The following is a 22,921-nucleotide window of genomic DNA, read 5'->3' as shown; positions in this document are numbered from 1 at the left end:
CCCGCCGCCGCAGGGTGCCGGCCGGGGGGGGGGGGGGGCCCCCCGGGGGGGGGGGGGGGGGGGTTGGGGCGGCCAAGGGGGGGGCCCGGGGGGGGGGGCGGGGGGGCGGGGCGCGGGGCCGGCCCCCCCCACTACGAGGGCTACCCGGCCAGGCCCTGAGCCCCGGACCGCCGCGGCACGACGGAACCGGCGGGTGCCGACCCGGCCGCCCCGGCCGACGCGGCACCGGCCGGGTCGGCGTCGGCCGGGGCGCGGTGGTCGAAGGCGATCAACGGGTCACCGGTCAGCGGGTGTTCGACCACCGCGGCCCGGACGCCGAAGACCTCGGCCAGCAGCTCCGCCGTCAGCACCTCGCGCGGCGCCCCGGAGGCCACCAGGGCGCCGCGGTGCAGCACGTGCAGCCGGTCGCAGACCGAGGCGGCGGCGTTGAGGTCGTGCAGCGCGACCAGGGTGGTGCGGCGCTGCTCCCGCAGCAGGGCGAGGAGTTCGACCTGGTGGCGGACGTCCAGGTGGTTGGTCGGCTCGTCCAGCACCAGGACGTCCGGCTGCTGGGCGAGCGCGCGGGCGAGCAGCACCCGCTGCCGTTCGCCGCCGGAGAGCTGGGCGAAGCGGCGGTCGGCGGCCCCGGACATGCCGACCCGGTGCAGGGCCTCGGCGGTGATCCGGCGGTCCTCGGGGTCGTCGGCCGCGAAGGCCCGCTTGTACGGGGTGCGGCCCATCGCGACCACCTCGCGCACGCTCAACTCGAAGTCCCCGCCGCGCTCCTGGGGCAGCGCCCCGATGTGCCGGGCGGACTCGGCGGGCCGCAGCTCCGCCAGGTCCCGCCCGGCCAGCAGGACCCGGCCGGCGCTGGGCCGCAGGTGCCGGTAGACGGTGCGCAGCAGGCTGGACTTGCCGCTGCCGTTGGGCCCGACCAGTCCGGCGATCTCGCCCTCCTCGGCGACCAGGTGGACTCCGGCCACCACGGTGCGCCCGGCCAGGGCGACGCTCAGGTCCTCGACGGCGATCCTCAACTGCGCTCCAGTCGTCGGTCCAGCAGGTAGAGCAGGGTGGGGGCGCCGAGTACGGCGGTGACCACGCCGATCGGCAGTTCCTGGCCGTCCAGGGCGGTGCGGGCCACGGTGTCGACGACGACCAGGAGCACGGCCCCGGTCAGGGCGGACAGCGGCAGCAGGCGTCGGTGGTCGCCGCCGACGAGCAGCCGGCAGACGTGCGGGACCATCAGCCCGACGAAGCCGATCGCCCCGGAGACGGCGACCAGCACCCCGGTGAGGACGCTGGTGACGACGAAGACCTCGCGGCGCAGCCGGGTGACGTCCACACCGAGTCCGGCGGCCGTCTCGTCCCCCATCAGCATCGCGTTGAGCCCGCGGGCCCGCGCCTGGAGCAGGGCCAGGCCGAGTGCCACGGCGGCGACGGGGACGGCGAGTTGGGCCCAGACGGCGCCGCCGAGGCTGCCCATCAGCCAGAACAGCACGCCCCGGGTCTGCTGTTCGTCGCTGGTCTGCAGGACGAGGTAGCTGGTGATGCCGCCGAGGAACTGGGCGATGCCGATGCCGGCCAGCACCAGGCGCAGGGGGGAGAAGCCGCCGCCGCGCCGGGCCATCAGCCAGACCAGGGAGAACGCGGCGAGCGCCCCGGCGAAGGCGGCCAGGGAGACGGTGAGGCCGAGCCCGCTGCCGAGGGAGAGTTCGAGCCCGAAGGCGGTGCCGAGGACGAGGGTGGCGACCGCTCCGAGGGAGGCTCCGGAGGAGATGCCGAGCAGGTAGGGGTCGGCGAGCGGGTTGCGGACCAGGGCCTGGACGGCGGTGCCGACCAGGCCGAGTCCGGCGCCCACCACGGCCGCCAACAGGGCTCGTGGGACGCGTAGTTGCCAGACGATGAGGTCGCGGGTGCCGGGCTCGGGGGCCCGGCCGGTGAGGTGGTGGGCGACCACCGACCAGACCTCGCCGGGCGGGATGTCCACCGAGCCGAGCGAGACGGCGGCGGTCAGCGCGAGCACCAGGGCGGCGGCGAGCGCGGCGGCCAGCGGACCGGCCCGCAGGGTGCGGGCCGGGCGCCGGCTGTCCGGGCTCCCGTGGTCCGGGCTCCGGCTGTCCGGACGGCGGCTGTCCGAACCATGGCCGTCCGGGCTCCGGTTGTCCGGGGCCTCGGCGAGGTCGGCCGAAGTCACCGCCTACTGCCCGTTCTTGACGAGGTCGGGGTGCACGGTGGCGGCGATCTGCCGGACGGCGTCGGCGTTGCGCACTCCCGCGATGGTGGTCACCTCGGAGCCGAGCCGGACGAAGTGCCCCTCCTGGACGGCCTTGAGGCCCTGGGTCGCCGGGAAGCCGCGCAGGAACGCCTCGGCGTCATCGAAGGCCTTGCGGGTGGCCTCCTCGCTGCCGCGGTTGCGCACGGCGAGCTGGATCCAGTCGGGGTTCTTGGCCACCACGTCCTCCCAGGAGCCGGGCTTGAAGTCGGCGTCGCAGTCGGCGAAGACGTTGCGGGCACCGGCCTGGGTGATGACGGCGTTGGCCACCTGCCGGCCGCAGACCGCGACCGGCTGCTTGGTCCCGGCGTCGAAGTCGAAGACGAAGTAGCTCGGCCGCTTGTCCTCCGGGACGGCGGCGAGCGCGGTGCGGACCCCGCCGATCTGCTTCTCCATCCCGGTGACGAGTTCCTCGGCCCGGGCGCCGGTCCCGGTGACGGCGCCGAGGCGGCGGATGTCCTCCTCGATCCCGGCGAGGTCGGTGCGCGGCGCCTTGGCGGCCTTCGGGGTGCCGGCGCAGGCGGTGGAGAGCAGGTAGACGTGCTGGATGCCGGCCGCGGCGTACTCGGCCTCGCTGGGCCCGGTGGCGCCGCCGCCCATCATCGGCATCGCGCCGAAGGTGTCGACGTAGAGGTCGGCTCCGGAGCCGAGGAGCTTCTCCTTGGGGATGGTCTTGTCGCCGAGCGCCGGGACCTTGGCGCCCTGCTCGGCGAGCGCGGCCGGCAGGGTGCCCTTGCCGGGCGGGAAGCCGGTGCCGATCACCCGGTCGCCCGCGCCGAGTTGGAGCAGCAGCTCCAGGCTCGACGCGTTGCTGGTGACGATCTTCGTCGGGGCCTTGGCTATGGTCGTCTCCTTGCCCGCGCAGTCGGCGACCGTGACGGGGTAGGCGGCCCCGGCGGGGGTGGCCTGGGCGGTGAGGGCGGCGCTGCCACCGCCACCGTTCCCGCCACCGCCGCTTCCGCAGGCCGTGGCGAACAGGGCGACGGCGGCCGCGATACCGCAGACGACGCGAGGGCGCATGAGGACTCTCCTGGTCGGTGATCGTGCTGAGGGCCCGCGCTGCGGACCCGGACCAGGTAGTCGGGCGGGGCCCGCACCGGGTTCCCGGGACTTCCGGAGCTTCCGGAGGCCCCCGTAGCCAGTGGTCGCGCATAGGGTGGCCGGGTGGCAGACCTCACCGACCCGCGCGACGACCTCGGCCTGCCCGTACGGCTCGGGCCGCTGCCGCCCCGCCGGGTGGTCTCGCTGGTGCCCTCGCTGACCGAGGCTGTCGCCGCCACCGCGCCCGGCCTGCTGGTCGGCGCCACCGACTGGTGCAGCCACCCCGCCGAGCTCGCCGTCACCCGGATCGGCGGCACCAAGAACCCGGACGTACCGGGCGTCCTCGCGCTCGGCCCGGACCTCGTGATCGCCAACGACGAGGAGAACCGCCGCCCCGACCTGGAGGCGCTGCGGGCGGCCGGGGTTCCGGTGTGGGTCACCGACATCCGCACCCTGGACGACGCCTTCCGCTCGCTGGACCGGCTGCTCACCGTCGCCTGCCGACTGCCGCGCCCGGCCTGGCTGGACGAGGCGGAGGAGGCGTGGCGGGACGTCCGGCCGAGCGGTGACCTCGGCCCGCGGGCGGTCGTGCCGATCTGGCGCCGCCCGTGGATGGTGCTCGGCCGCGACACCTTCGCCGGGGACCTGCTGGGCCGCCTCGGCCTGCGGCTCGTCCACGCCGAGCACCCCGAGCGCTACCCGGCCGTGCCGCTGCCCGAACTGCTCGCCGACCGGCCGGACCTGGTGGTGCTGCCGGACGAGCCGTACCGCTTCACCGCCGAGGACGGCCCGGAGGCGTTCCCCGGCATCCCGGTCGCGCTGGTCGGCGGACGGCACCTGACCTGGTACGGGCCCTCGCTCGCGGAGGCCCCGGCCGTCCTCCGGCGGGCGATCGAGCACCCGTTCGTCCAGGGGGAGACGACCGCACCATAGGATGACCGCCACTCGCCGGGTTCACGGGATCACCGGCGACGAGTGGGGGGACCACCAATGAAGTTGCGCACCACCCGGCGGGCCACCGTCCTGGTGTCGGCCGTCGCCGTGTCGACCGCCGTCCTGGCGGGCTGCGGCACCGAGAGCGGTGACAAGCACCCGAGCGCCGGATCCGGCACCACCCTCACCGCGGCCTCCGCCACGCCGACCGACACGTCGAGCGCGAGCCCGTCCGCGAGCACCACCCCGACGCCGAGCACCTCCGCCTCCGCGAGCCCCGACGCCTCGCACAGCCCGAGTGCCGGCCCGAGCAAGGCCGCAAAGGCTTCGCCCACCGCCCAGAGCGGCAACGCCCAGAGCGGAAACGCCAAGGGCAGCGGCGGCACCGCGGCCGGCGCTCCCGCCACCCAGCCGCCGGTCGAGAAGCCCGCCATCCCGGCGCCCGTACCGACCGCCAAGCCCGGCGCCGTCGCCCTCCCGGCACCGCCCGCGCCGCCCGCCGGCCACGTGCCCCCGGCGCAGAGCGGCTGCCAGCCCAGCAAGCCCCAGCCGGACGAGGCCAAGCCTGCGGTCGCCGCGGCGCTCACGACGGCCGCCGGCCAGTCCCGGGTGCTCAACCTCAGCTCGGGCGGCACCGACAAGCTCCCGCCGCTGCCGGTCAACCTGGTCAAGGCGATCGCCTGGCAGGAGAGCGGCTGGCAGTCCGGCATCCTCGCCTGCGACGGCGGGATCGGCACCATGCAGGTCATGCCCAACACCGTCAGCTGGATGAACGGCAAGTACGGCACCAGCTCCGACCCCAAGACCCTCACCGGGAACGTCCAGCTCGGCACCCAGCTGATCGACTGGCTGGTCGCCTACTACGGCGACTCCTCCTTCGGCGGCAAGTACGACCTCTCCCCCGACCCGGGCACCGGCAAGACACCGCTGCTCGACCTGGTCATCTCCGCGTACAACGCGGGCGCGGGCAACGTGCACTACACCACCGTCACCGACCCCACCTCGGGCGAGGTCGTCGGCAGCCTCGACATACCGAACCCGAAGTACGTCGCCAACGTGAAGGCGCTGATGGCCAGCCAGCCCTGGAACAAGGCGGGCTGACCGCCCCTTCGCAGCAGGACCGACAGACACGGCACAGGGCCCGGGACGCGATCGCGTCCCGGGCCCTGCGTGTCCGGCTGCCGCCCGGACGTCAGCCGCGCGCGGCGGTGACGGCGGCGCCCAGCGCCTCCTTGATCCGGGGGCCGAGGCGGGCGAAGCCCAGCTCCTTCATCGCCGCGCGGAGCAGCTCCTCGTCGCTCCGCCCGGTGCCGTCACCGTCGATCCAGCGGACGACGGCGAGCAGCTCGTCCGCCGAGTAGGCGGTCACGGGGCGGCCGGGGGTGAAGTCCGGCTTCGCGGGACGGCCGGTGGCCGCCTCGGCGACGGGCTCGGGCTCGGGCTCGGGCTCGGGCTCGGCCTCGACGGCCGGCTCGGGCTCGGGCTCAACCTCGGCCTCGACCACAGGGGCCACCTCGGCGACGACCTCGGGCTCGACCGTCGGCTCGACCTCGACGTCAGCGACGGCCTCGACGGCAGGGGCCTCGACCACGGCCTCCGGCTCGGCAGCCGGCTCCTCGACGGCGAGCTCGGGCTCGGGCTCGACCTCAGCGGCGGGCACCTCGGCGACTACGGCCGGAGCCTCCTCGACGGCCTCAACCTCTGCCTCGACCTCAACCTCGGCCTCGACAGTGACCTCGACAGTGACCTCGACCTCGGCGGCAGGCTCCTCGATCTCGACCGACTCGGCCTTCGCCTCGTCCGCCTCCTCCGCGACCTCGTCCGCCGTTGCGGCCTCGGCCAGGGCGGCGGTGGCGGCGGCCACCAGGTCGTCAGCGGCCGGGGAGGGCGCCGGGAGGGAGACCACGGCGACCGGGGCCTCCTCCTTCTCCTCCTCCACCGCAGCCGGCTCGGCCTCGACGGAGTCCACGTCCGAGCCGGACGCAGTCTCGACGCCCTCGGCCTCGACGTCCGCCTCGGTCCGGAGCCCGTCCGCGGCCTCCGCCGAGAGGTCGGCGTCGGCGTCGACCTGGGCCTCAACCTCGGCCTCGGGCAGCTCGGTGTCCGTCTCCTCGGCAGCCGGCTCCGCGACGACCGGCTCCGCGGCCGACGACCCCGCCAGCCCGTCCCGCTGCCCGCCCGCGAGCGCCTGCCGCGCCGCGTACGCGGCCTCGGCGGCGCGGCGGTCGGCCTTGGCGGCCGTGAGTTCGGCGAGCAGGTCGGCGAGGCCGGCCTCCTCCAGGGTGGCGCGCAGGCCGCGGATGGTGGGCAGGCGGTAGAGGGTGCCCTCGTCGGCGGCGAGACGTTCGACCAGGTCGGCCAGTTCCGCGAAGGCCAGCCCGTCGAGGTCGTGCTCGGGCAGCAGTCGGGCGAGGCCGCGCAGGCCGGTGTTGATCGGCTCGAAGGCCTGGGCGGTGCGCTCGACCAGGCCGCCGTCGGCGGGCACGCGCGGGAGGGTGCCGGCGGGGGCGACGGCGGCCCAGGCGCGGCGCTCGATCTCGGCGGAGGTGAGCGCCTCGTGCAGGTCCTCGCGGCGGACCTTGCGGTCGTGGGCGAGGGCGGCGGCCTGCTTGCGCAGCGAGCGGCCGCGCAGCCAGGACAGCTTGACGCCGTTCTCGCGGCGCCAGGTGCTGTCCGCGGTGGCGGCGGCGAGGGCGACGAGGTCGGCGTCGTACGCGGCGTCGGTGAGGGTGGTGGAGGTGCGGCGGACCCGCTGGAGCATCTCGACCAGCAGCGCGGTCTTGGCCACGGTGTCGGGCTCGTCCAGCTTGACCTCGGCGGCCATCGCGGTGACGGCTTCCCAGGTCTGCTGGAGGTCGCTGCCGCGGAGTTCGGCGAGCGCGGTGGAGGCGGCGCGGGCGTCCTCGGGGGTGGCGACGGTGTCGACGGCCGCGTACCAGGCGTGGGTGTCGGCGCTGAGCGTGAAGGCCCCGAGTTCGGCGTAGCGGCCGAGGTCCTCGCGGAGGTCGGGCTCCGCAGCGGCGTCCTGGGGGTCCTTGACGTCTGCGGCGTCGGCGACGTCCGCCGGGTCGGCTGCGTCGGCGTTGCGCGAGTGAAGCACTGTCATGTGAGGTCCGGTTCTGGGCGACGACGGCGGGGCTGACGGCGAGGGGGCGGCGGCGGCCCGGGTGCACGGGGCCCCTGGGGCGGGACCGGGGGGCGTGCGGGTCGGGCCGCCGGTTGTGGAGGCCCAGAATACGGGTGCCCGTTCGAGCCTTGCACGCACCCACCGCCGGACGGACTGGTGTCGTATGCCGTACCGCCCGCCTGGCCGCTACTCGGGAGGGCCACCCGGGTGGCCCGGTGCTGGTCCGGACGGGTGGCCGGGGTGCTCCGTCCGGGGCGGGCCCGGCTCGGGTGGAGCGGACCGTCGGAGCCGGTCGAGCGGGACGGTGCGCAGGCCGCGGCCGGGCCGGGTGGGCGGCGGGTGGTGGCCGGCCCGGCCGAGGGCGGCCAGGTCGACCGGCGCGAGGTAGGCGTGGAGCGCGGTGCGGTGCCACCAGGCGCCGGTTTCGCGCAGTTCGCGCCATCCGGTGAACCGGTAGAGGTGGAGGGTCGCCCGGACGTGGGTCGGCGGGGCGTCGGGGAAGGGGTTGTGGCGCAGCAGCCGCAGTGTCGCCCGGTCGCCGGCCAGCAGGCGGGCGACGAAGGGCAGGAACCAGGGCCGGGCGTAGGCGGGCGAGATGCCGGCGAACCACATCAGCCAGTCCAGGCGCAGGTGGTAGGGGGCGTACTGGCGCGGGAGGCGGCGCACGTCGCCGGGTTTGCCCTTGAAGCCGTACTCGCGCCAGACGGTGTGCGGGGTGACGACGGCCTCGTCGGTGCCCTCGACGACGACCTCCCGGCGCAGGCGGTTGACGCTGCCGAAGGCGCCGTAGGTGTTGACGAGGTGCAGCCGGTTGAAGGAGCGATTCATCACCTGGCCCCGGGAGAGCAGGTTGCGCACCGGCCAGTAGCTGAGCACGAGGACGGCGGCGGTGACCGCGATGACCACCGCCTGGTACCAGACGGGGGCGCCGGGGACGGTGTGGGCGCGGACGGGCAGGCCGAGGCGGGCCGGTTCGACGGCGGCGAGCGTGAGCACGACGGTCAGCCAGTTGAGCCACGCGAAGTTGCCGGAGGCGATCAGCCACAGCTGGGTGGCGATCACGGCGCAGGCGGCGTAGCTCGCGACGGGCTGCGGGAGCAGCAGGCCGATCGGGACGAGGAGTTGGACGACGTGGTTGGCCGCCACCTCGACCCGGTGCAGCGGGTCGGGCAGGTGGTGGAAGAACCAGCTGAGCGGTCCGGGCATGGGCTGGGTCTCGTGGTGGTAGTGCAGGCAGGTCAGGTCGCGCCAGCAGCTGTCCCCGCGCAGCTTGATCAGCCCGGCGCCGAACTCGACCCGGAAGACCAGCCAGCGCATCAGCCAGAGCACGGGGGTGGGCGGGGCGGTGTCGGCGTTGCCGAGGAAGGCGGCGAGCGAGCCCGCTTCGAGCAGCAGCGACTCCCAGCCGAAGGAGTACCAGGTCTGCCCGACGTTGACGATGGAGAGGTAGAGGGCCCAGAGCACCGCCCACACGGGGATCGAGGCCCAGAGCGGGAGGGCGTCGCCGAGGCCGGCCGCCACCGCGGCGGCCAGTGCGGCGCCGGTCAGGGCGACGGCGGTGAAGAAGCGGTCGCTGTAGTGGAGGTGGAAGAGGCCGGGCGAGCGGCGGAACGGGACCCTGGCGGTGAAGTGGGGCACCGGGAGCATGCCGTCGGTGCCGATGAGGGCGCGGAACTGCGCGGCCGCGTTGAGGAATCCGATCAGGTAGAGGCCGGCGAGCAGGCGTTGGACGAGCAGTCGGCTCAGCCAGTAGTCGGGGGCGGCGAACCAGTCCATCCAGTCCATGCGGCCCATGCCTACCACCGGCGGACCGGCGGCGGACGGCGGCTCGCTGGTTGCGGCCCGGCCGGGACGGCGGGCCCGGCCGGGACAGCACTGTGGCGGGGAGCCTCTCCTCGGGGGTGAGAGGCGCCCCGCCACAGTGGTGGGCAGTGCGGGTGGTGCCGTTGATTCGAGTGGTGCGGTTGGTGCGGTGGCCGGTTGCGCCCGGGCGCCGTGCTGCCGCGCACGAGCGGCGGTCGGCCGCTCAGCTCGGCAGGACGAGTCCGGTGCCGCCGGCGATGCCCGGTCGGCCGGTCGCGGTGGCCGCGCCGTTCTGCTGGAGCCGGTCGACCAGGAGGGCCGCCAGGGTGCCGAGTTCCTCCTCGGTGCGGGACTGGGCGGTGACGTCCATGCCGACGGTGAGGACGCCGTTGACCTGGCCGGTGCGCGCGGTCCGCAGCGGGGTGCAGGTGAAGCTGAAGATCTGCTGGATGCGCTGTGCCTCGGGACGGCCGGACTGGATCCGGACGTCGTTGAGGACGGTGGCCCGTCCGGTGTGGAAGGCCTCCGCGACGGCCTGCTGGAGGCCGGCCGCGCCGAGCTGGGGGTAGGCGGTGCCGATCGAGCCGTACGCCACCGGGGCGCCGAAGGTGTCGGCGTGCTGGGCGTTGGCGTAGCGGATCTCCTGGCCGGGGCCGTCGGTCAGCATGATGGGGAACGGGGAGCCGTCGAAGGCGGCGAACATCTCCTGCTGCTGGGCGAGCAGGTTGTCGCGCAGCCGGATCTCGGAGAGCAGCGCCTCGGCGAGGTGCTGGATGTCGCGCAGCCGCTCGCGTCCCCACTGCCGGGGTTCCCGGTCGAGGACGCAGACGGTGCCGATGACGGTGTTGGTGTCGTCCACGAGCGGGGCGCCGAGGTAGGCCCGGACGCCGAGTTCGTCCACGACCGGGTTACCGGCGAACCGGGGGTAGGCGAGGATGTCGTCCAGTGCGAGGGGTGAGCGCTGGGCGACCACGTGCGGGCAGAAACCGTGACTCATCGGCATCTGTCGGGTGGGGAGGTCGAAGGCGATGCCCCGATCCGCCCAGGACGCGCCTTCTTCGGCCGCCAGGTCGGAGGAATTTGGCGGAATGTAGAGCCCCCGGAACATCTGGCGCTCGTCGTTGATGAAGTTGACCATCGCGATGGGAGCGCGGGTGATGCTGGCTGCCAGGTGGGCGAAGCGGTCGAAGGCCTCGTCCGCGGAGGGTTCGTTGAGACCCAGGCTGCGCAGCCTGCGGGTCCGCTCGGATTCCCCGGCAGCACTCGGGAACTGGCCTTGAGTGCTCATCACATCAGTCATGGCGCACATGTAATCAGACATCCGGGCGCCGCGGTGCTACCGGTACCGGCCACCGACGTTGCTGATGGACAGTCAAAGCAGCATGTGAGCGACCACGGGCGCTCCGGTCGAGGGGGGAAGGTCAATCCCCTCCCGACCCCCTGGCAAAACCCGCCCCCAAGCGGACGGGCCGAATCCCGCCATTCCAAGATCCACTATGTATGGATCCCATGTGCCCATATGACAATGAGCCCTGCCGAAGACACGGACGGTAGTTCCCCGGGCCCCACGGGAGCGCCGCCCCTAGGTCCGCGTACACCGATGGCTTGGAAGCGATCGGCACCGCCACACCTCCACACCCCCACCCGAACCCTCAGGGGGAGCGGCCGGAGCGGCATCTACGGCATGAACGGGAGGCACGACACCCACCGGAATGAGAGGACCAAGCATGGCGATGGACTACTTCACCGACGAACGACACGAGAGCCTCCGGGCCGAGGTGCGTGAGTTCGCGGAGAAGGAGGTGCGTCCTCAGGTGGCCCGGATGGAGGCCGACCGGGAGATCGAGTTCGAGCTCTCGCGGGAGATCGCCCGCCGCGGCTGGATCGGCGTCACGATCCCGCGCGAGTTCGGCGGCCTGGGCCTGGGACACCTCGCCAAGACCGTGATCGTCGAGGAGCTGGCGCGGGTCAGCGGTGCGATGGGCGCGATGGCACAGGCCTCCCAGCTCGGCGTCGCCAAGGTCATCCACTTCGGTTCGGACGCCCAACGCCGCGCGTGGCTGCCGAAGTTCGCCTCCGGGGAGTGCCTGCCGACGATCGCGGTCACCGAGCCGGAGTCCGGCGGCCATGTGCTCGGCATGGGCGGCACCGCGCGTCGCGAGGGTGACGAGTACGTGCTGAACGGCCGCAAGGTGTTCGTCGGCAACTCGCACATCGGCGACGTCCACGGCGTGGTCTTCCGTACCGGCCGGGGCAGCAAGGGGCTGTCCGCCTTCCTGGTCGAGAGCGACCGGCCCGGGTTCCGCACCGGCACCGTCGGCACCCAGGGCGGCCTGCACGGGTTCAGCTTCGGCGAGCTCGTCTTCGAGGACTGCCGCGTCCCGGTCGGCAACCGGCTCGCCGAGGAGGGGCAGGGCCTCGACGTCGCCTACTCCTCCTCCACCCTGTACGGCCGGCTGAACCTGGGCGCCGTCGCGCTCGGCATCCACGTCGCCGTGGTGGAGGACACGGTGCGCTACGCCGAGGAGCGGGTGCTCTACGGCAAGCCGGTCAACCAGCTGAACAGCATCGCCCTCAAGCTCGGCGAGATGCAGTCCCGGCTGATGACGGCCAAGTTGGCCGCGTACCACGCCTCGCACCTGCTCGACCACGGCAAGGCCTGCGACGCCGAGCTGATGAACGCCAAGCTGATCAACACCGAGTACGCGATGGACTCGGCACGTCAGGCGATGGAGATCTTCGCGGCGCGCGGCACCCAGGAGGAGCACAACATCATCCGCTACCTGCGGGACGCCACCCACATCTACGCCCCGGCCGGCACCTCGGACGTGCAGAAGCTGCGGCTCGGACAGGTCGCGGCGGGCACCTACGGCAAGCAGTGGTCGGCCGAGCTGGCCGACCTGGCGAGCTGGGCGTGGACCGAGCTCAACGCGCTGGAGTCCGGGGCCTCCGGGGCCGCCCGCGCCGCCGGGGTCTCCCCGGCGGAGGAGCTGTACGGGTACAGCCCGCGCGGAGTCCGGGGCGTTCGGGGCGCTCGCGTGGTGCCGCTCTCCGCGGCGGGGTGAGCCACACGGCGGGGTGATCCGCGCGGAGGACCGAGCCGCGCGGCGGGAGCGCCGGATCCGCAGCCGCCGCCCGGATGGGTGGCGAACTTTCGGTATGACGACGATTTGACCTGCTCCTGACGGCTCCTCGGGAGGCCCACCGGCCTCCCGAGGAGCCGTTCCCGCTCCGCACCGACCGCACTGAGCTGCGACGTTCCGTCGGCGAACACTCCGACCGGAACTGGCCGTTCCTGCCATCACCCGTTCACATATCGTCAGTTGATGTTGCGATGGGGCCACCTGGGACTGATAGGTTTCCTGCCGTCGGCGGCCGAGCTGCACCCGCACGGACGGTGACACCGCGTCACCCCGTCCGGCGACCCCGGGCCTCGGCGCCCTGACGCCCGGTCCGGGCCGCTCGGGCCGACCCACCGTCCGGACCCGAGACCCGGCCTGCAACTCGGCCCTGCAACAAGGAATCAGATGCCAGGCATATCGGCCCCCCGCACGGGCCACCGCGCCGGCCGGTCCGGCTCCCTCCGCAGCTCGCTCCTCGCCCTCGTGCTGGTCCCCAGCCTGGGCCTCGCCGCCGCCTGGGGCTACGCCGCCTACCTGCTGCGCGACACCGCGAACCGCACCGCGCTGCTGGCCGGCACCGCCGCCGTCGCCCTGGTGCTGCTGGTCAGCCTGATCCGCGGCATCCGGGCCGCCCGGTCGCTGTCCGCCCGGCTCTCCGGGCTGCGCGGCGACACCTTCGCGCTCGCCCAGCACGAGATCCCCGAGATCGTCGGCCGGCTGCGCGCCGGGGAGCCGGTGCCCACCCCGCCCACCTGGGCGCCGTCCCGGCGGGTCGGCGACGAGGTCCAGCAGACCTCCGACGGCCTGGCCGCCGTCCGGCAGGCCGCCGTCGCCGCCATCGTCCACCAGGCCCAGGGCCGTGAGGGGACGAAGAAGGTCTTCCTCAACATCGCCCGCCGCACCCAGATCCTGATCCACCGGCAGATCAGCATGCTCGACGCGCTGGAGCGCGAGCACGAGGAACCCGAGCTGCTGCGCGAACTGTTCGCCGTCGACCACCTGGCCACCCGGATGCGGCGCAACGCCGAGAACCTGGTCATCCTCGGCGGCGCACTGCCCGCCCGGCGCTGGCGCAACGCCGTGCCCGTGGTCAACGTGCTGCGCAGCGCCGTCTCCGAGACCGAGAACTACGCCCGGGTCGTCGTCCAGGGCGTGCCGCGCGCCTCGCTCAGCGGGCAGGCCGTCGCCGACGTGATCCACCTGATCGCCGAGCTGATCGAGAACGGCACCACCTTCTCCCCGCCGTACACCCAGGTGCAGGTCTCGGCCCAGGAGGTCCCCAAGGGCCTGGCGGTCGAGGTCGAGGACCGCGGCCTCGGCATGACCGAGGAGGAGTACGAGCGGCTCAACGAGTACCTGGCCAACCCGCCCGAGCTGGACGTCTCCGCACTCGGCGACGACCTGCGGCTCGGCCTGTTCGTCGTCGCCCGGCTCGCCGCCCGGCACGACATCCAGGTCACCCTGCGGCCCTCGCCGTACGGCGGAACCCGGGCCGTGGTGCTGGTGCCCTCGGTGCTGCTGGAGCAGGCCGAGCAGCCGGCCGCGGTGCCCGGGCTGCCGTCCGGCGCGCGGGTCACCCGGACCCCGGTGCCCGAACCGCGGCCGTCCGAGGGCGACTTCGGCGTGGTCGACGACGAGCTGTCCGGCGCGCTGGCGGGGGTGCTCGACGGGCTGACGAGCAGCACCTCGGGCGGGGTCGACGGGGCCGGTGGCTTCGGCGGGGCCGGTGGGGTCGGTTCCCCGGCGGTGCCGACGGCGCCGACGGAGCCGGCAGGCGGCGGGGCCGACGGCGGGGTGATCCTCGGTGAGCTGCTCGCGCGGCAGGAGTTCGGACCGCAGGGGTTCGGACCGCAGGAGTTCGGCCAACAGGGCTTCGGGGCGCAGGAGTTCGCTCCTCAGGAGTTCGCGCGGCCCGACGGTGAGGACGGCGGGCCCGTCCTCGACAACGCCGGGCTGACGGTCGGTGCCGAGATCCCCGGGCTGCCCGGGGCTGTGGTGGTCCCCCGGCCCGTGCTGCCGCGCCCGTACGACCTGCCCACCGGGCCGTCGGCGGAACTCGCCGCGCAGCTCGCCGCGCAACTCGACCCGGGCGCCGGCGCGACCCCCGGGCATGCGGACCCGGCCGTCGTCGATCCTGCCGTCGTCGATCCTGCGGTAGTGGACTCGGCGGGCGGTCTCGACGGGGTGCCCGCCGACCGGTCGACGCCCACCCACGAACGCCCGCAGGAGGACAGCGTGGAGCACGGCCCGGACGGCGAACTGCGCACCCCGCGCATCCTGCCGCAGCGGGTCCGCAACGCCAGCCTCGCCGAGCAGCTCCGCGAGGCCAACGCGCCCGGCACCATGATGCCGCCGTCCGCACCGTCCGCGCCGTCCTCGCCGTACGGGGCCCGCACCGCCCCGGCCGGCCCCCGGTTCGGCGAGGCCGACGACCCCTCGCCGACGCGGTCCCGCGCCACCATGGCCGCCATCCAGCGCGGCACCCGCAGCGCCCGCGCGACCGGTACCGGACCGGACGCGCCCGCCATCGCCCCCAACCCGGCCGCACCTTCCGCCCCCGAGGGCCCCGCGGAAGCCCCCGCCGTTCAGGAAGCCAAGGAACAGCAGTGATGACGCAGCACACCGAGACCCAGCGCGACCTCAACTGGCTGCTGGACCAGCTGGTGGCGCGGGTACCCGAGACCCGGCACGCCATCGTCCTCTCCGAGGACGGACTGCTGGTCGGCACGTCCCAGGGCCTCGACCGGGCCGACGCCGAGCACCTCTCCGCCGTCGCCTCCGGCCTGCAGAGCCTGGCCCGCGGCGCCGGACACCGCTTCAACGGCGGACGGGTCCGGCAGACCGTGGTCGAGATGGACCAGCTCTTCCTGTTCGTCACCACCGCCGGACAGGGCGCCCGGCTCGCCGTCCTCACCAGCGAGCAGGTGGACGCCGGACTGATGGCCTACGAGATCAACATGCTGGTCAAGCAGGTCGGCCAGTACCTCACCGCGGCGCCGCGCAGCGACGCGGGCCGGCCCGGCCCGGGTGGCGGTGCGTGACCAGCGCCGACGCCGACGAGGGCTGGTTCTACGACAAGGACGCCGGCCACCTGGTCCGCCCCTACGCGATCACCAACGGGCGCACCGGCCCGGTCCGTGACGGCTTCGCGCTGATCACCCTGGTGGTCACCGCCGACCCGCGCACCGACACCAGCCGACTGACCCCCGAACCGGCCACGATCCTCGACCTGTGCCGCGAACGCCCGCTGGCCGTGGCCGAGATCGCGGCCACCATGGACCTGCCGGTGAGCGTGGTCAAGGTGCTGCTGGACGACCTGGCGGAGGCCCGGCTGATCCTCACCCGGGCCCCGGTCCAGCTCGCCGAGGCACCGGACATCTCCCTGATCCAGGCCGTGATCGAGGGCGTCCGCAGGCTCTGACCGGCTGCCGCTCCGTGGCATCCGCCGCGTCCACCGCACCCGCAGCATCCCCACAGTTCCCTTCCAGGAGACCCGAATTGACGACCCAGAGCCTGGTGCCGGGCGCGGTCAAGATCCTCGTCGCCGGCGGCTTCGGCGTCGGGAAGACCACCATGGTCGGCTCGGTCAGCGAGATCGAACCGCTGCAGACCGAGGAGCGGATGACCCGCGCCAGCATCGGGGTCGACAGCCTCGAAGGCGTCCAGGGCAAGTCCACCACCACGGTGGCGATGGACTTCGGGCGGATCACCGTCCGCGAGGACCTGGTGCTCTACCTCTTCGGTACGCCCGGGCAGTTCCGGTTCTGGTTCATGTGGGACGACCTCGCCCTCGGCGCCCTCGGCGCGATCATCCTCGCCGACACCCGGCGGCTCGAATCCAGCTTCGCCGCCGTGGACTTCTTCGAGCAGCGCGGAATTCCCTTCGCCATCGGGGTCAACTGCTTCCACGGCCGCCGCGACGCCACCCCGGAGGACGTCCGCCGGGCCCTCGACCTCGGGCCGGAGGTGCCGGTGGTGCTGTGCGACGTCCGGGAGCGGGCGTCCAGCAAGGAGTTGCTGCTCGCCCTGCTCGACCGGGTGCACCGGAACGCGCTGGCCGTCGGGCGGCACTGAGGCAGCCAGGCGGCACTGAGACAGCGGTGAGGCGGCCAGGCGGCGGTAGCCGCCTGGGTCACGCCTGGGCCGGGATCACGCCTTCGTCGGGCTGAGCTCGGCGAGCGCGTCGACCAGCGGGGCCAGCTCGGGGAGTTCCGCGGCCTGGGCCAGGGTCGCCTCCAGGGTGGCGTCGTGCACCGGGCGGGCGGCCTCCAGCAGAGCGCGGCCCTCGGAGGTCAGCTCGGTGTAGATGCCGCGCCGGTCGTCCGCACAGAGGTAGCGGCTGAGCAGGCCCCGGTCCTCCAGGCGACTCACCAGCCGGGTGGTGGCACTGCTGCTCAGCGCCGCCGCACGGGCCAGCTGCTGCATCCGCATGTGCCAGCCGTCCTGCCGGGAGAGCGCCTCCAGCACCGTGTACTCCACCACGGAGAGCTTGTGCTCCGCCTGGAGCGCCTTCTCCAGCGCGGCGTCGATCAGCCCGTGCAGGGCGGCGAGCGTCCGCCAGCCACCGGCCCGGACCTCGGCCGCGTCGTCGCGGATGGCCATGGCTCGCCTTCCCTTCACGTTCACCTGTGCGTCCTGAGCTGTCCCCTCTCGTACAAGTATGCCATTCGGCGCCGATTATCGGTCTCTGCAAATAAATCGGCTCACAGCTCCTTCCCGTCCTCCGCCTCGTACTCCGAGCCGTCCTCCGAGTCGTCCTGCTCGCCGCTCCAGGAGGCGGAGCAGAGCGCGGTCGCCAGCGCCTCGGTGTAGTCGGCGGCGGCCAGCCAGGCGGTGGCGAAGGCGTCGTGGTCGTCCGCGACGATCCGGCCGAACACGTCACGCCGCTGGTCCGCGGCAGCCGCCCGCAGGCCGTCCAGCAGCTCGGCGGCGGTCGCCAGCCCCGACGCCCGCAGCAGGGCCCGGTCCGCCGCCGCCGTGGCCGCGCCGGGCGCCGGCGCGGACCGGCCGGTGGTGACGGTCTGCTCCACCCGGCGGCCGAGCACGTGCACCGGCGGGCCGAGCGGCGGCCCGGTGGGGAGCTCCGCCGGGAGCCCGGCGGGCAGACCGGCGGGCAGATCAACGGATGGCCCGGCGGACGGGCCGGCGGGCAGGTCAGCGGTCTGCAGGCGTTCCAGGCCGAGGTTGACCCGGTCCGCCCGGTCGGCGGGCAGGGCGAGGCGGTCGTGGCCGCCGTGCCCGCCGTGGCCGTCGTAGTCGGAGCCGTCCCAAGGCGTGCCGATCGCCAGCACCCGCAGTTCCGGACGGTCCGCGCGCTCCAGCCGTCCGATCAGCCGCAGCCGAAGGCCCGGGGCCGTGGCGAGCAGGGCCAGATTGGCCCGGAAGGCCAGATCGGGGTGCTCGTGCCCCGGGCGCAGCGCGACCACCGTGCCGGTCCCGACCGGACGGGCGAGCAGCTGGAGCGCCCCACCCGGACCGGTCGGGGCCGTGCCCAGCAGGACGACGTCAAGGAACAACAGGTCGCTCCCCGCCGGGCGACTCCCGTACGGCAGCTCCTGCGCCGCCAGTGCCCGGGCCACCTGGGCGGCGGGCGGCTCGGCCCAGAGCCGGGCCACCGGCTCCGCCGTCCAGGCCGCGCCCGCCGCGCGGACCGCCCGTACCGAGGCACCCGCGCCCAGCCGCCCACCGGTGGACCTGGTCGCGCCTTGGACCGCCAGCCCCGCGCGGCTGAACTGGCGGTGGCTCAGCGCCGCATCGCCCAGCCGGACCGTCCGGTTGCCCGCGCCGACGGCCAGCGGGGCGGCGGTCGTGACATCGCCGTGCGGGGTCACCTCGGCGATCGTGCTGAGCCGGCCACCCGCGTCCACCGCCCAACTGACCGCCCCCGCGTGGGTCGCGGTCAGCACCGGCTCGGCGAACAGCCCGTACAGCCGCAGGCCGCCCTCCTCGGCGTAGGCCTGGCGGGCGGTGCCGCGCAGGGTGGCGAGCGGGGTCGGGGCGGCGAGCGGGGCGACCGGGGCGGTCGGCGTGGTCGCGGCAGTCAGGGTGTTCAGGGCGGTGGTGAGACCGAGCAGCTCGCGCAGCGCCGCCACCAGGTCCGCCAGCCGGTGGTCGGGCGCACCGGAACGCGCCGCCCGGATCCCGGTCACCACGGCGACCGCCGCCGCGGCCGGGCGGTACAGCCCCGCGACCCGCGCCCCGTGGCCGGCCCGCAGCAGCTCCGCCTGGGCGACCGCGCCCGCTCCGCTCACCCCGGCGGCCAGCAGCGCGCAGGCGGCGCGGTGGAGGTGCCGGGCGGCGTCGCGTTCGGCCGGGGTGAGGGCGGCGGGTTCGGGCTCCGGTCCCGACTCGGGTCCGGGTCCGGGCTCGGGTCCGGGCGGGGTTGTGGTGGCGGTCGCGGCCGGTGTTCCCGGCCCCTCGGCCGGCGTGGTCCCGACGTTCGGATCGTCGGCCTCGACCTCGGCCTCGGCCTCCGCCAGCGGGCAGAGGCTGACGGCGGCGGCCCGGTGGACGCAGGCCGGGGCGAGCAGACAGCCGCACCGGACGTCGGACGGGCCGGCCACCACCCCGCCCGGGGCGTGCAGGACGAGCAGGACCTCCTCGTCCACCTGCACCCGCCACTCGTCGCCCTCCCGGCTGAGCGGCCGTTCGGCGAGCTTCGCCGCCGCGCCGTCCAACCGCTTCTGCAGGCGGGCACTCAGCCCCGACACCACCTCGGCCACCACCTCCGGCCGGACCCCCGGCCAGCTGCTCGTGGCATGTGCCGTCTGCGTCGTCCGCGTCGTGGCGTTCATCGCACCTTCTCCCCCACCCAGCGGGCCAGTTCCAGCGGGCTCAGCGCCGCCACCGGCATCCCGGCCGCGACCAGTTGGCCGGCGACCGCCTTCGAATAGCGGGCCGTCCCGGAGTCGTCCAGCGCCGCGCAGCCCAGCAGGTGCACGCCGGAGTCCACCAGCGCCCGGGTCTCGGCGACCAGCGCGTTGACCGGGCCGCCCTCCTCGAAGTCGCTGACCACCGCGATCAGCGTCCGCGACGGCACCGTCACCAGCTCCCGGGCGTACCGCAGACCGGTCGCGATGCTGGTGCCGCCGCCGACGCTCACCTCCAGCAGCAGGCTCAACGGATCCGCCACCTGCTCCGTCAGGTCGAGGACCTCGGTGGAGAAGGCCACGAAGTGGGTGCTCAACGAGGGCACCCCGGCCAGGATCGAGGCGGTGAGCGCCGCCCAGACCGTGGACGCCTCCATCGACCCCGACACGTCCACCACCAGGATCAGCCGCCAGTCGTTGGCCTGCCGCGCCCTGGTCCGGAACACCGGGCGCTCCGGCACGATCACGGTGCCCGAACCGTCCGGCCCGGGGCGGGCCGTGGCCAGGTTCGCCCGGATCGTCCGGTGGAGGTCCAGCCCGCCACCCGGGCGCCGCGACGGGCGCGGCACGCTGATCCCGGTCAGCGCCGGGCGCAGCCGGGTCGCCAGCTCGCGGCTCAACTCGTCCACCATGCGGCGCACCAGCGGACGCAGCTTGGCCACCCGGGCCTCGGGCAGACCGCCCGCGTGGTCCAGCACCGCGCGCAGCAGGTCCACCGACGGGCGGACGGCGGACGGGTCGATCGCCTCCAGCACGTCCGTACGGCCCTGGGCGACGGCGGCCGCCAGGACCTCCTCCCGTACGCCCGGACCGAACAGGGCCTCCAACTCCTCTGCCCACTCCCGCACTCCGGGGAACGGCGCCTCGCGGCCGCCCCTGCTGCCGCCCCTGCCACCCCGGTCATCCAGGCCGGGGCCGGAGCCCTCGCCGTGGCCGCTGCCGTACAACTCGTCCAGCGCGGTGGCGAGTCGGGCGCTGCGGCCGGACAGGCCGCCCGTGCCCGGGCGGCCCAGCAGCAGGCGCCAGCGCTCGGCGGGTGTGAGGACGCGCCCGGGAACGGGCGACGGGGACGGCACCGGGCCGGTCGCCGTCGCGGGCCCGGGCTCGGACCCGGGCGCGGGCGCGGGCGCGGACTCCGATACCTGGTCGGCGGTCCGGGGAGCGGCCGGCAGCAGGCCTCTCCCGGCGAGCACCCGGCGGGCCGCCAGGTCCGCGCGGACCCAACGGGCCACCAGAGCGGGGTCGGTCTGCTCCGGCAGGGCCGCCAGGCGGGTGCCCAGGCGGTCCTCGACGGAGACCAGCAGCCGGTCACGGGCGGCCGGGCTGAGCGTGTCGAAGCCACCGCGCAGCACGGGCAGCCGGTCCAGGAAGGCGGCGTCCGAGAGCGAACCGACCCGTTCCAGCACCGGTTCGAGCGCCTCGGGCGCACTGTCGAACAGGCCCTCGGCAGCGGTCAGCAACCCGACCAGCAGCCGTCCGAGCACCTGCCGCGCCCGCACGTCGGTCGCCCCGTCCACCCAGGACGCGGCCCGCCCGCCGAACACCTCCGCGGGCTCCTGCCCGAGCAGCACCCGCACCGCCCCGGCCGCGCCCCGCACCAACGGACTCCCCCGCTCGGCGAGTTCCCCCAGCGCGTACCCCAACCGCACCCCGCCCAGCCGGTCCGCCCGCCGGGCCAGTTCCACCAGCGCCCGCGCATCCTCAGGATCGTCCGAACCCCCCAACCCCTCCACCTGCCGCACCGCCACGGCGGTCAACAGCTCCGTCGCCGCCCGCAGCGGCAGTCCGGGGCCGGTCCGACTGTCAACACCCTTGGAGGCCGGACTCGTTGACTCCGCCGCGACAGTCGAGGCCTCCGGTGCCCGGCCCGCACCGGCCGCACCCGCAGGTGCTTCCCCGGTGGCCGTGACCGGGAGGTGGCCGGCGGTGAGGCGGTCGAGGAGGGCGAGGGCGGCGAGGAGGTCGGGGAGGGTGGCGCTGGTGGGGAGGGTGGTGGTGAGTCGGGTGAGGAGGGTGGAGGTGAGAGTGGGGAGGGCGCAGGAGGCGGCGGCGGTGAGGCCGTCGATGATCTCGCGCGGGGTGGGGTCGTCGGGGAGGCGGCTGCGGAGAGCGCCCTCGGCGGCTTGGGCGGGGGTGACGCCTCGGGTGCCGGCGACGGTGAGGAGGGCCGTGACGGTGGGGGTCCAGTGCAGGCGCCAGCGGGTGCCGAGGGTTTCGGTGCCGCCGGGGCCGGTGGTGGGGACGGGGTCGGCGTAGGGGACGCCGCAGGCGGTGAGGCGGTGGAGGAGGATCTCGCGGCGGCGGTCGAGGGGGCTGCGCAGCGGGTCGAGGCGCAGTTCGCGCGGGCCCGGGTCGGTGGGGCCGGGGAGGCCCAGGTCGGCGAGCAGGGTTTCGACGGCGGGGCCGAGGCCGCTGCGCGGGGCGGCGGGGGTGGGGCGCCCGGTGCGGGTGCCGACCAGGACCTGTTCGAGGGCGCGCGCGACGGCCCGGCCGCGGCCGAGGGGCTCGCCCTGGGCGAGCACGGACTGGACGGCTTCGACGAGTTCGCCGCGGCCGGGGGCGGCGTGGCCGCGCAGTCGGGCGAGGTCGCCGGCCAGGCGGACGATCTCGCGGGCGTCGGCGGGACCGGAGGGGTGGTCCTGGGCACGCAGGGCGGCGCAGATCCGGACGGCGGTGGTGGTGAGCGCCTCGTCGAGGCGCTCGGGGTCGCCGCCGGCGTCGAGGACGGTGTGCTGCCATTCGGGGTCGCGGATGCCGGCCGGGTAGCCGGAGCGGGCGTCGAGCAGCGGGTAGGTGTACGGGATGAGGGAGAGCACGTGCCCGGGTTCGTCGGGGCGGGGCGGCTCCTCGGGGGCGGTGGGCCCGTCGAGCAGGGCGGGGGCGTGGAAGGCGCCGACGACCACGGCGGTCCGGCGTCCGCCCGCCGAGGCGGCCCGGATGCGGGCGCGCATCCAGGCTTCGCGGCGCAGGTCGTACGGGTCGACGCCGGGGCCGGTCCCGGCGTCGTGGCGCAGGGCCCAGCCGACCAGGAGGGCGGCGCGCCGGACGGCCTCCGGGCCCGAGCCGGGGGCGGCGGTCTCGACGAGGCGGTCCCAGAGGTCGTCGTCGGTGGCGCGGCCGGTGAGGCGGTGGCGCAGCGCGTCGGCCACGCCGGGGGTGTCGGGGCCGGCCGCGGGGCGGCGGCCGCGCGGGCCGGCGGGGCCGGTGCGGTGGGCGAGCGGGAGGTCGCAGGCGATGGCTTCGACGCCGTTGCGCCGGGCCCAGCGCAGGGCGACGAGTTCCGGGGAGAAGTCGGCGAAGGGGTAGAAGGCGAGCCCGCCGGGGGCCGCGCCCGCGTCGTCCCCGTCCGTGTCATCCCCGCCGGCCGGGGCGGCGGCGAGGGCGACGGGGGCCTCGGTGGCCTCGTCGGCGAGGTGGTCGAGCCAGGGCTGGAACTCGGCGGGCAGTTCGACCAGGACGGCCTCGGGCCGGGCGGCGTCGAGCAGCGCGGGGAGGACCGCACTGAGGGAGGGCGCGTGGTGGCGCACACCGATCAGGTAGGGCCCGGGACGGTCGGTGCCGGAGCCGGCCAGCCGGGCCGTCTCGGCGCGGACCGTCTCGGCACGGCCCGTCTCGGCACGGACCGCGAGGTCGGTGCCGGGGTCGGTACCGGGGGCCGTGCCGAGGTCGGCACCGGGATCGGTACCGGGGCCGCGTTCGGCACCGGGGCCGGGGCGGACGGCCGGGGCGTCCGGGGCGTCCGGGGTGGTGGTCCTCACCGCGCTGCTCGTCATCG

At 75.1% G+C, this 22,921-nt stretch carries 16 protein-coding genes; 7 read left to right on the top strand and 9 right to left on the bottom strand.

Translation table 11 applies throughout. From position 1 onward, the window contains the following. Window positions 1-140: 140 nt before the first annotated feature. From ACFV8H_RS00565 to ACFV8H_RS00555, 3 genes are all read right to left on the bottom strand, one after another. On the bottom strand, window positions 141-1,013 hold the full coding sequence (locus ACFV8H_RS00565; protein WP_380395856.1) for an ABC transporter ATP-binding protein: 873 nt from the start codon (window positions 1,011-1,013) through the stop codon (window positions 141-143). Continuing rightward, a complete protein-coding gene (locus ACFV8H_RS00560; protein ID WP_380395980.1) occupies window positions 1,010-2,044 on the bottom strand; it encodes a FecCD family ABC transporter permease in 1,035 nt (344 codons plus the stop codon). Before ACFV8H_RS00560 ends, ACFV8H_RS00565 begins: the two co-directional genes overlap by 4 nt. 132 nt (window positions 2,045-2,176) lie before the next feature. Beyond that, window positions 2,177-3,271: an ABC transporter substrate-binding protein gene (locus tag ACFV8H_RS00555; protein WP_380395855.1), complete on the bottom strand. Its 1,095-nt coding sequence runs from the start codon at window positions 3,269-3,271 to the stop codon at window positions 2,177-2,179. Window positions 3,272-3,472: 201 nt separating this feature from the next. On the opposite strand from ACFV8H_RS00555, the gene ACFV8H_RS00550 reads away from it, so the two are divergent. After that, on the top strand, window positions 3,473-4,225 hold the full coding sequence (locus ACFV8H_RS00550; protein WP_380395979.1) for a helical backbone metal receptor: 753 nt from the start codon (window positions 3,473-3,475) through the stop codon (window positions 4,223-4,225). A 57-nt stretch (window positions 4,226-4,282) separates the two neighbouring features. Beyond that, window positions 4,283-5,326 (top strand): transglycosylase SLT domain-containing protein, encoded by a 1,044-nt coding sequence (locus ACFV8H_RS00545; RefSeq protein ID WP_380395854.1) that lies wholly within the window; start codon window positions 4,283-4,285, stop codon window positions 5,324-5,326. A 91-nt stretch (window positions 5,327-5,417) separates the two neighbouring features. Here ACFV8H_RS00545 and ACFV8H_RS00540 read toward each other — a convergent pair whose 3' ends face one another. The 3 genes from ACFV8H_RS00540 to ACFV8H_RS00530 form a co-directional block, all read right to left on the bottom strand. Next, window positions 5,418-7,331, bottom strand: coding sequence for a hypothetical protein (locus ACFV8H_RS00540; protein ID WP_380395853.1), 1,914 nt, complete (start codon window positions 7,329-7,331; stop codon window positions 5,418-5,420). A gap of 207 nt (window positions 7,332-7,538) precedes the next feature. Beyond that, the gene (locus ACFV8H_RS00535; protein WP_380395978.1) at window positions 7,539-9,128 is read right to left on the bottom strand and encodes a lipase maturation factor family protein; all 1,590 of its coding nucleotides are present in this window, start codon (window positions 9,126-9,128) and stop codon (window positions 7,539-7,541) included. Between the two features lie 250 nt (window positions 9,129-9,378). Beyond that, on the bottom strand, window positions 9,379-10,455 hold the full coding sequence (locus ACFV8H_RS00530) for a GAF domain-containing protein (protein ID WP_380395852.1): 1,077 nt from the start codon (window positions 10,453-10,455) through the stop codon (window positions 9,379-9,381). A 427-nt stretch (window positions 10,456-10,882) separates the two neighbouring features. Between ACFV8H_RS00530 and ACFV8H_RS00525 the strand changes: the two genes are divergently transcribed. The 5 genes from ACFV8H_RS00525 to ACFV8H_RS00505 all read left to right on the top strand — a co-directional run bounded on the left by ACFV8H_RS00525 (window position 10,883) and on the right by ACFV8H_RS00505 (window position 16,351). Further along, window positions 10,883-12,220, top strand: coding sequence for an acyl-CoA dehydrogenase family protein (locus tag ACFV8H_RS00525; RefSeq protein ID WP_380395851.1), 1,338 nt, complete (start codon window positions 10,883-10,885; stop codon window positions 12,218-12,220). A 462-nt stretch (window positions 12,221-12,682) separates the two neighbouring features. Next, window positions 12,683-14,887 carry an ATP-binding protein gene (locus ACFV8H_RS00520; RefSeq protein ID WP_380395850.1) on the top strand — a complete coding sequence of 735 codons (2,205 nt, stop codon included), beginning with the start codon at window positions 12,683-12,685 and terminating at the stop codon, window positions 14,885-14,887. Then, complete coding sequence (locus ACFV8H_RS00515) at window positions 14,887-15,318, top strand: roadblock/LC7 domain-containing protein (protein WP_380395849.1); 432 nt, start codon at window positions 14,887-14,889, stop codon at window positions 15,316-15,318. The genes ACFV8H_RS00520 and ACFV8H_RS00515 overlap by 1 nt, the downstream gene beginning before the upstream one ends. Continuing rightward, window positions 15,315-15,698: a DUF742 domain-containing protein gene (locus tag ACFV8H_RS00510; protein ID WP_380395848.1), complete on the top strand. Its 384-nt coding sequence runs from the start codon at window positions 15,315-15,317 to the stop codon at window positions 15,696-15,698. Before ACFV8H_RS00515 ends, ACFV8H_RS00510 begins: the two co-directional genes overlap by 4 nt. A gap of 77 nt (window positions 15,699-15,775) precedes the next feature. Then, entirely contained in the window at window positions 15,776-16,351 is a 576-nt protein-coding gene (locus ACFV8H_RS00505) for an ATP/GTP-binding protein (protein WP_380395847.1), read from the top strand. A gap of 75 nt (window positions 16,352-16,426) precedes the next feature. Here ACFV8H_RS00505 and ACFV8H_RS00500 read toward each other — a convergent pair whose 3' ends face one another. The 3 genes from ACFV8H_RS00500 to ACFV8H_RS00490 form a co-directional block, all read right to left on the bottom strand. Continuing rightward, complete coding sequence (locus ACFV8H_RS00500; RefSeq protein WP_375891991.1) at window positions 16,427-16,879, bottom strand: MarR family winged helix-turn-helix transcriptional regulator; 453 nt, start codon at window positions 16,877-16,879, stop codon at window positions 16,427-16,429. 101 nt (window positions 16,880-16,980) lie between these two features. Then, window positions 16,981-19,071, bottom strand: a complete 2,091-nt coding sequence (locus ACFV8H_RS00495; RefSeq protein WP_380395846.1) for a hypothetical protein — start codon at window positions 19,069-19,071, stop codon at window positions 16,981-16,983. Then, complete coding sequence (locus ACFV8H_RS00490) at window positions 19,068-22,919, bottom strand: DUF5682 family protein (RefSeq protein ID WP_380395845.1); 3,852 nt, start codon at window positions 22,917-22,919, stop codon at window positions 19,068-19,070. The genes ACFV8H_RS00495 and ACFV8H_RS00490 overlap by 4 nt, the downstream gene beginning before the upstream one ends. Between the last annotated feature and the right edge of the window lie 2 nt (window positions 22,920-22,921).

Source organism: Kitasatospora sp. NPDC059827 (assembly GCF_042731675.1).
Lineage (GTDB): Bacteria > Actinomycetota > Actinomycetes > Streptomycetales > Streptomycetaceae > Kitasatospora.
This window is presented reverse-complemented; position numbering and strand designations above follow the sequence as displayed.

Bases quoted from the DNA above. Each gene is read 5' to 3' on its own strand.
- ACFV8H_RS00555 (WP_380395855.1), bottom strand. From the start codon at position 3,271: ATGCGCCCTCGCGTCGTCTGCGGTATCGCGGCCGCCGTCGCCCTGTTC.
- ACFV8H_RS00545 (WP_380395854.1), top strand. From the start codon at position 4,283: ATGAAGTTGCGCACCACCCGGCGGGCCACCGTCCTGGTGTCGGCCGTC.
- ACFV8H_RS00540 (WP_380395853.1), bottom strand. From the start codon at position 7,331: ATGACAGTGCTTCACTCGCGCAACGCCGACGCAGCCGACCCGGCGGAC.
- ACFV8H_RS00535 (WP_380395978.1), bottom strand. From the start codon at position 9,128: ATGGACTGGTTCGCCGCCCCCGACTACTGGCTGAGCCGACTGCTCGTC.
- ACFV8H_RS00530 (WP_380395852.1), bottom strand. From the start codon at position 10,455: ATGACTGATGTGATGAGCACTCAAGGCCAGTTCCCGAGTGCTGCCGGG.
- ACFV8H_RS00525 (WP_380395851.1), top strand. From the start codon at position 10,883: ATGGCGATGGACTACTTCACCGACGAACGACACGAGAGCCTCCGGGCC.
- ACFV8H_RS00520 (WP_380395850.1), top strand. From the start codon at position 12,683: ATGCCAGGCATATCGGCCCCCCGCACGGGCCACCGCGCCGGCCGGTCC.
- ACFV8H_RS00515 (WP_380395849.1), top strand. From the start codon at position 14,887: ATGACGCAGCACACCGAGACCCAGCGCGACCTCAACTGGCTGCTGGAC.
- ACFV8H_RS00500 (WP_375891991.1), bottom strand. From the start codon at position 16,879: ATGGCCATCCGCGACGACGCGGCCGAGGTCCGGGCCGGTGGCTGGCGG.
- ACFV8H_RS00495 (WP_380395846.1), bottom strand. From the start codon at position 19,071: ATGAACGCCACGACGCGGACGACGCAGACGGCACATGCCACGAGCAGC.
- ACFV8H_RS00490 (WP_380395845.1), bottom strand. From the start codon at position 22,919: ATGACGAGCAGCGCGGTGAGGACCACCACCCCGGACGCCCCGGACGCC.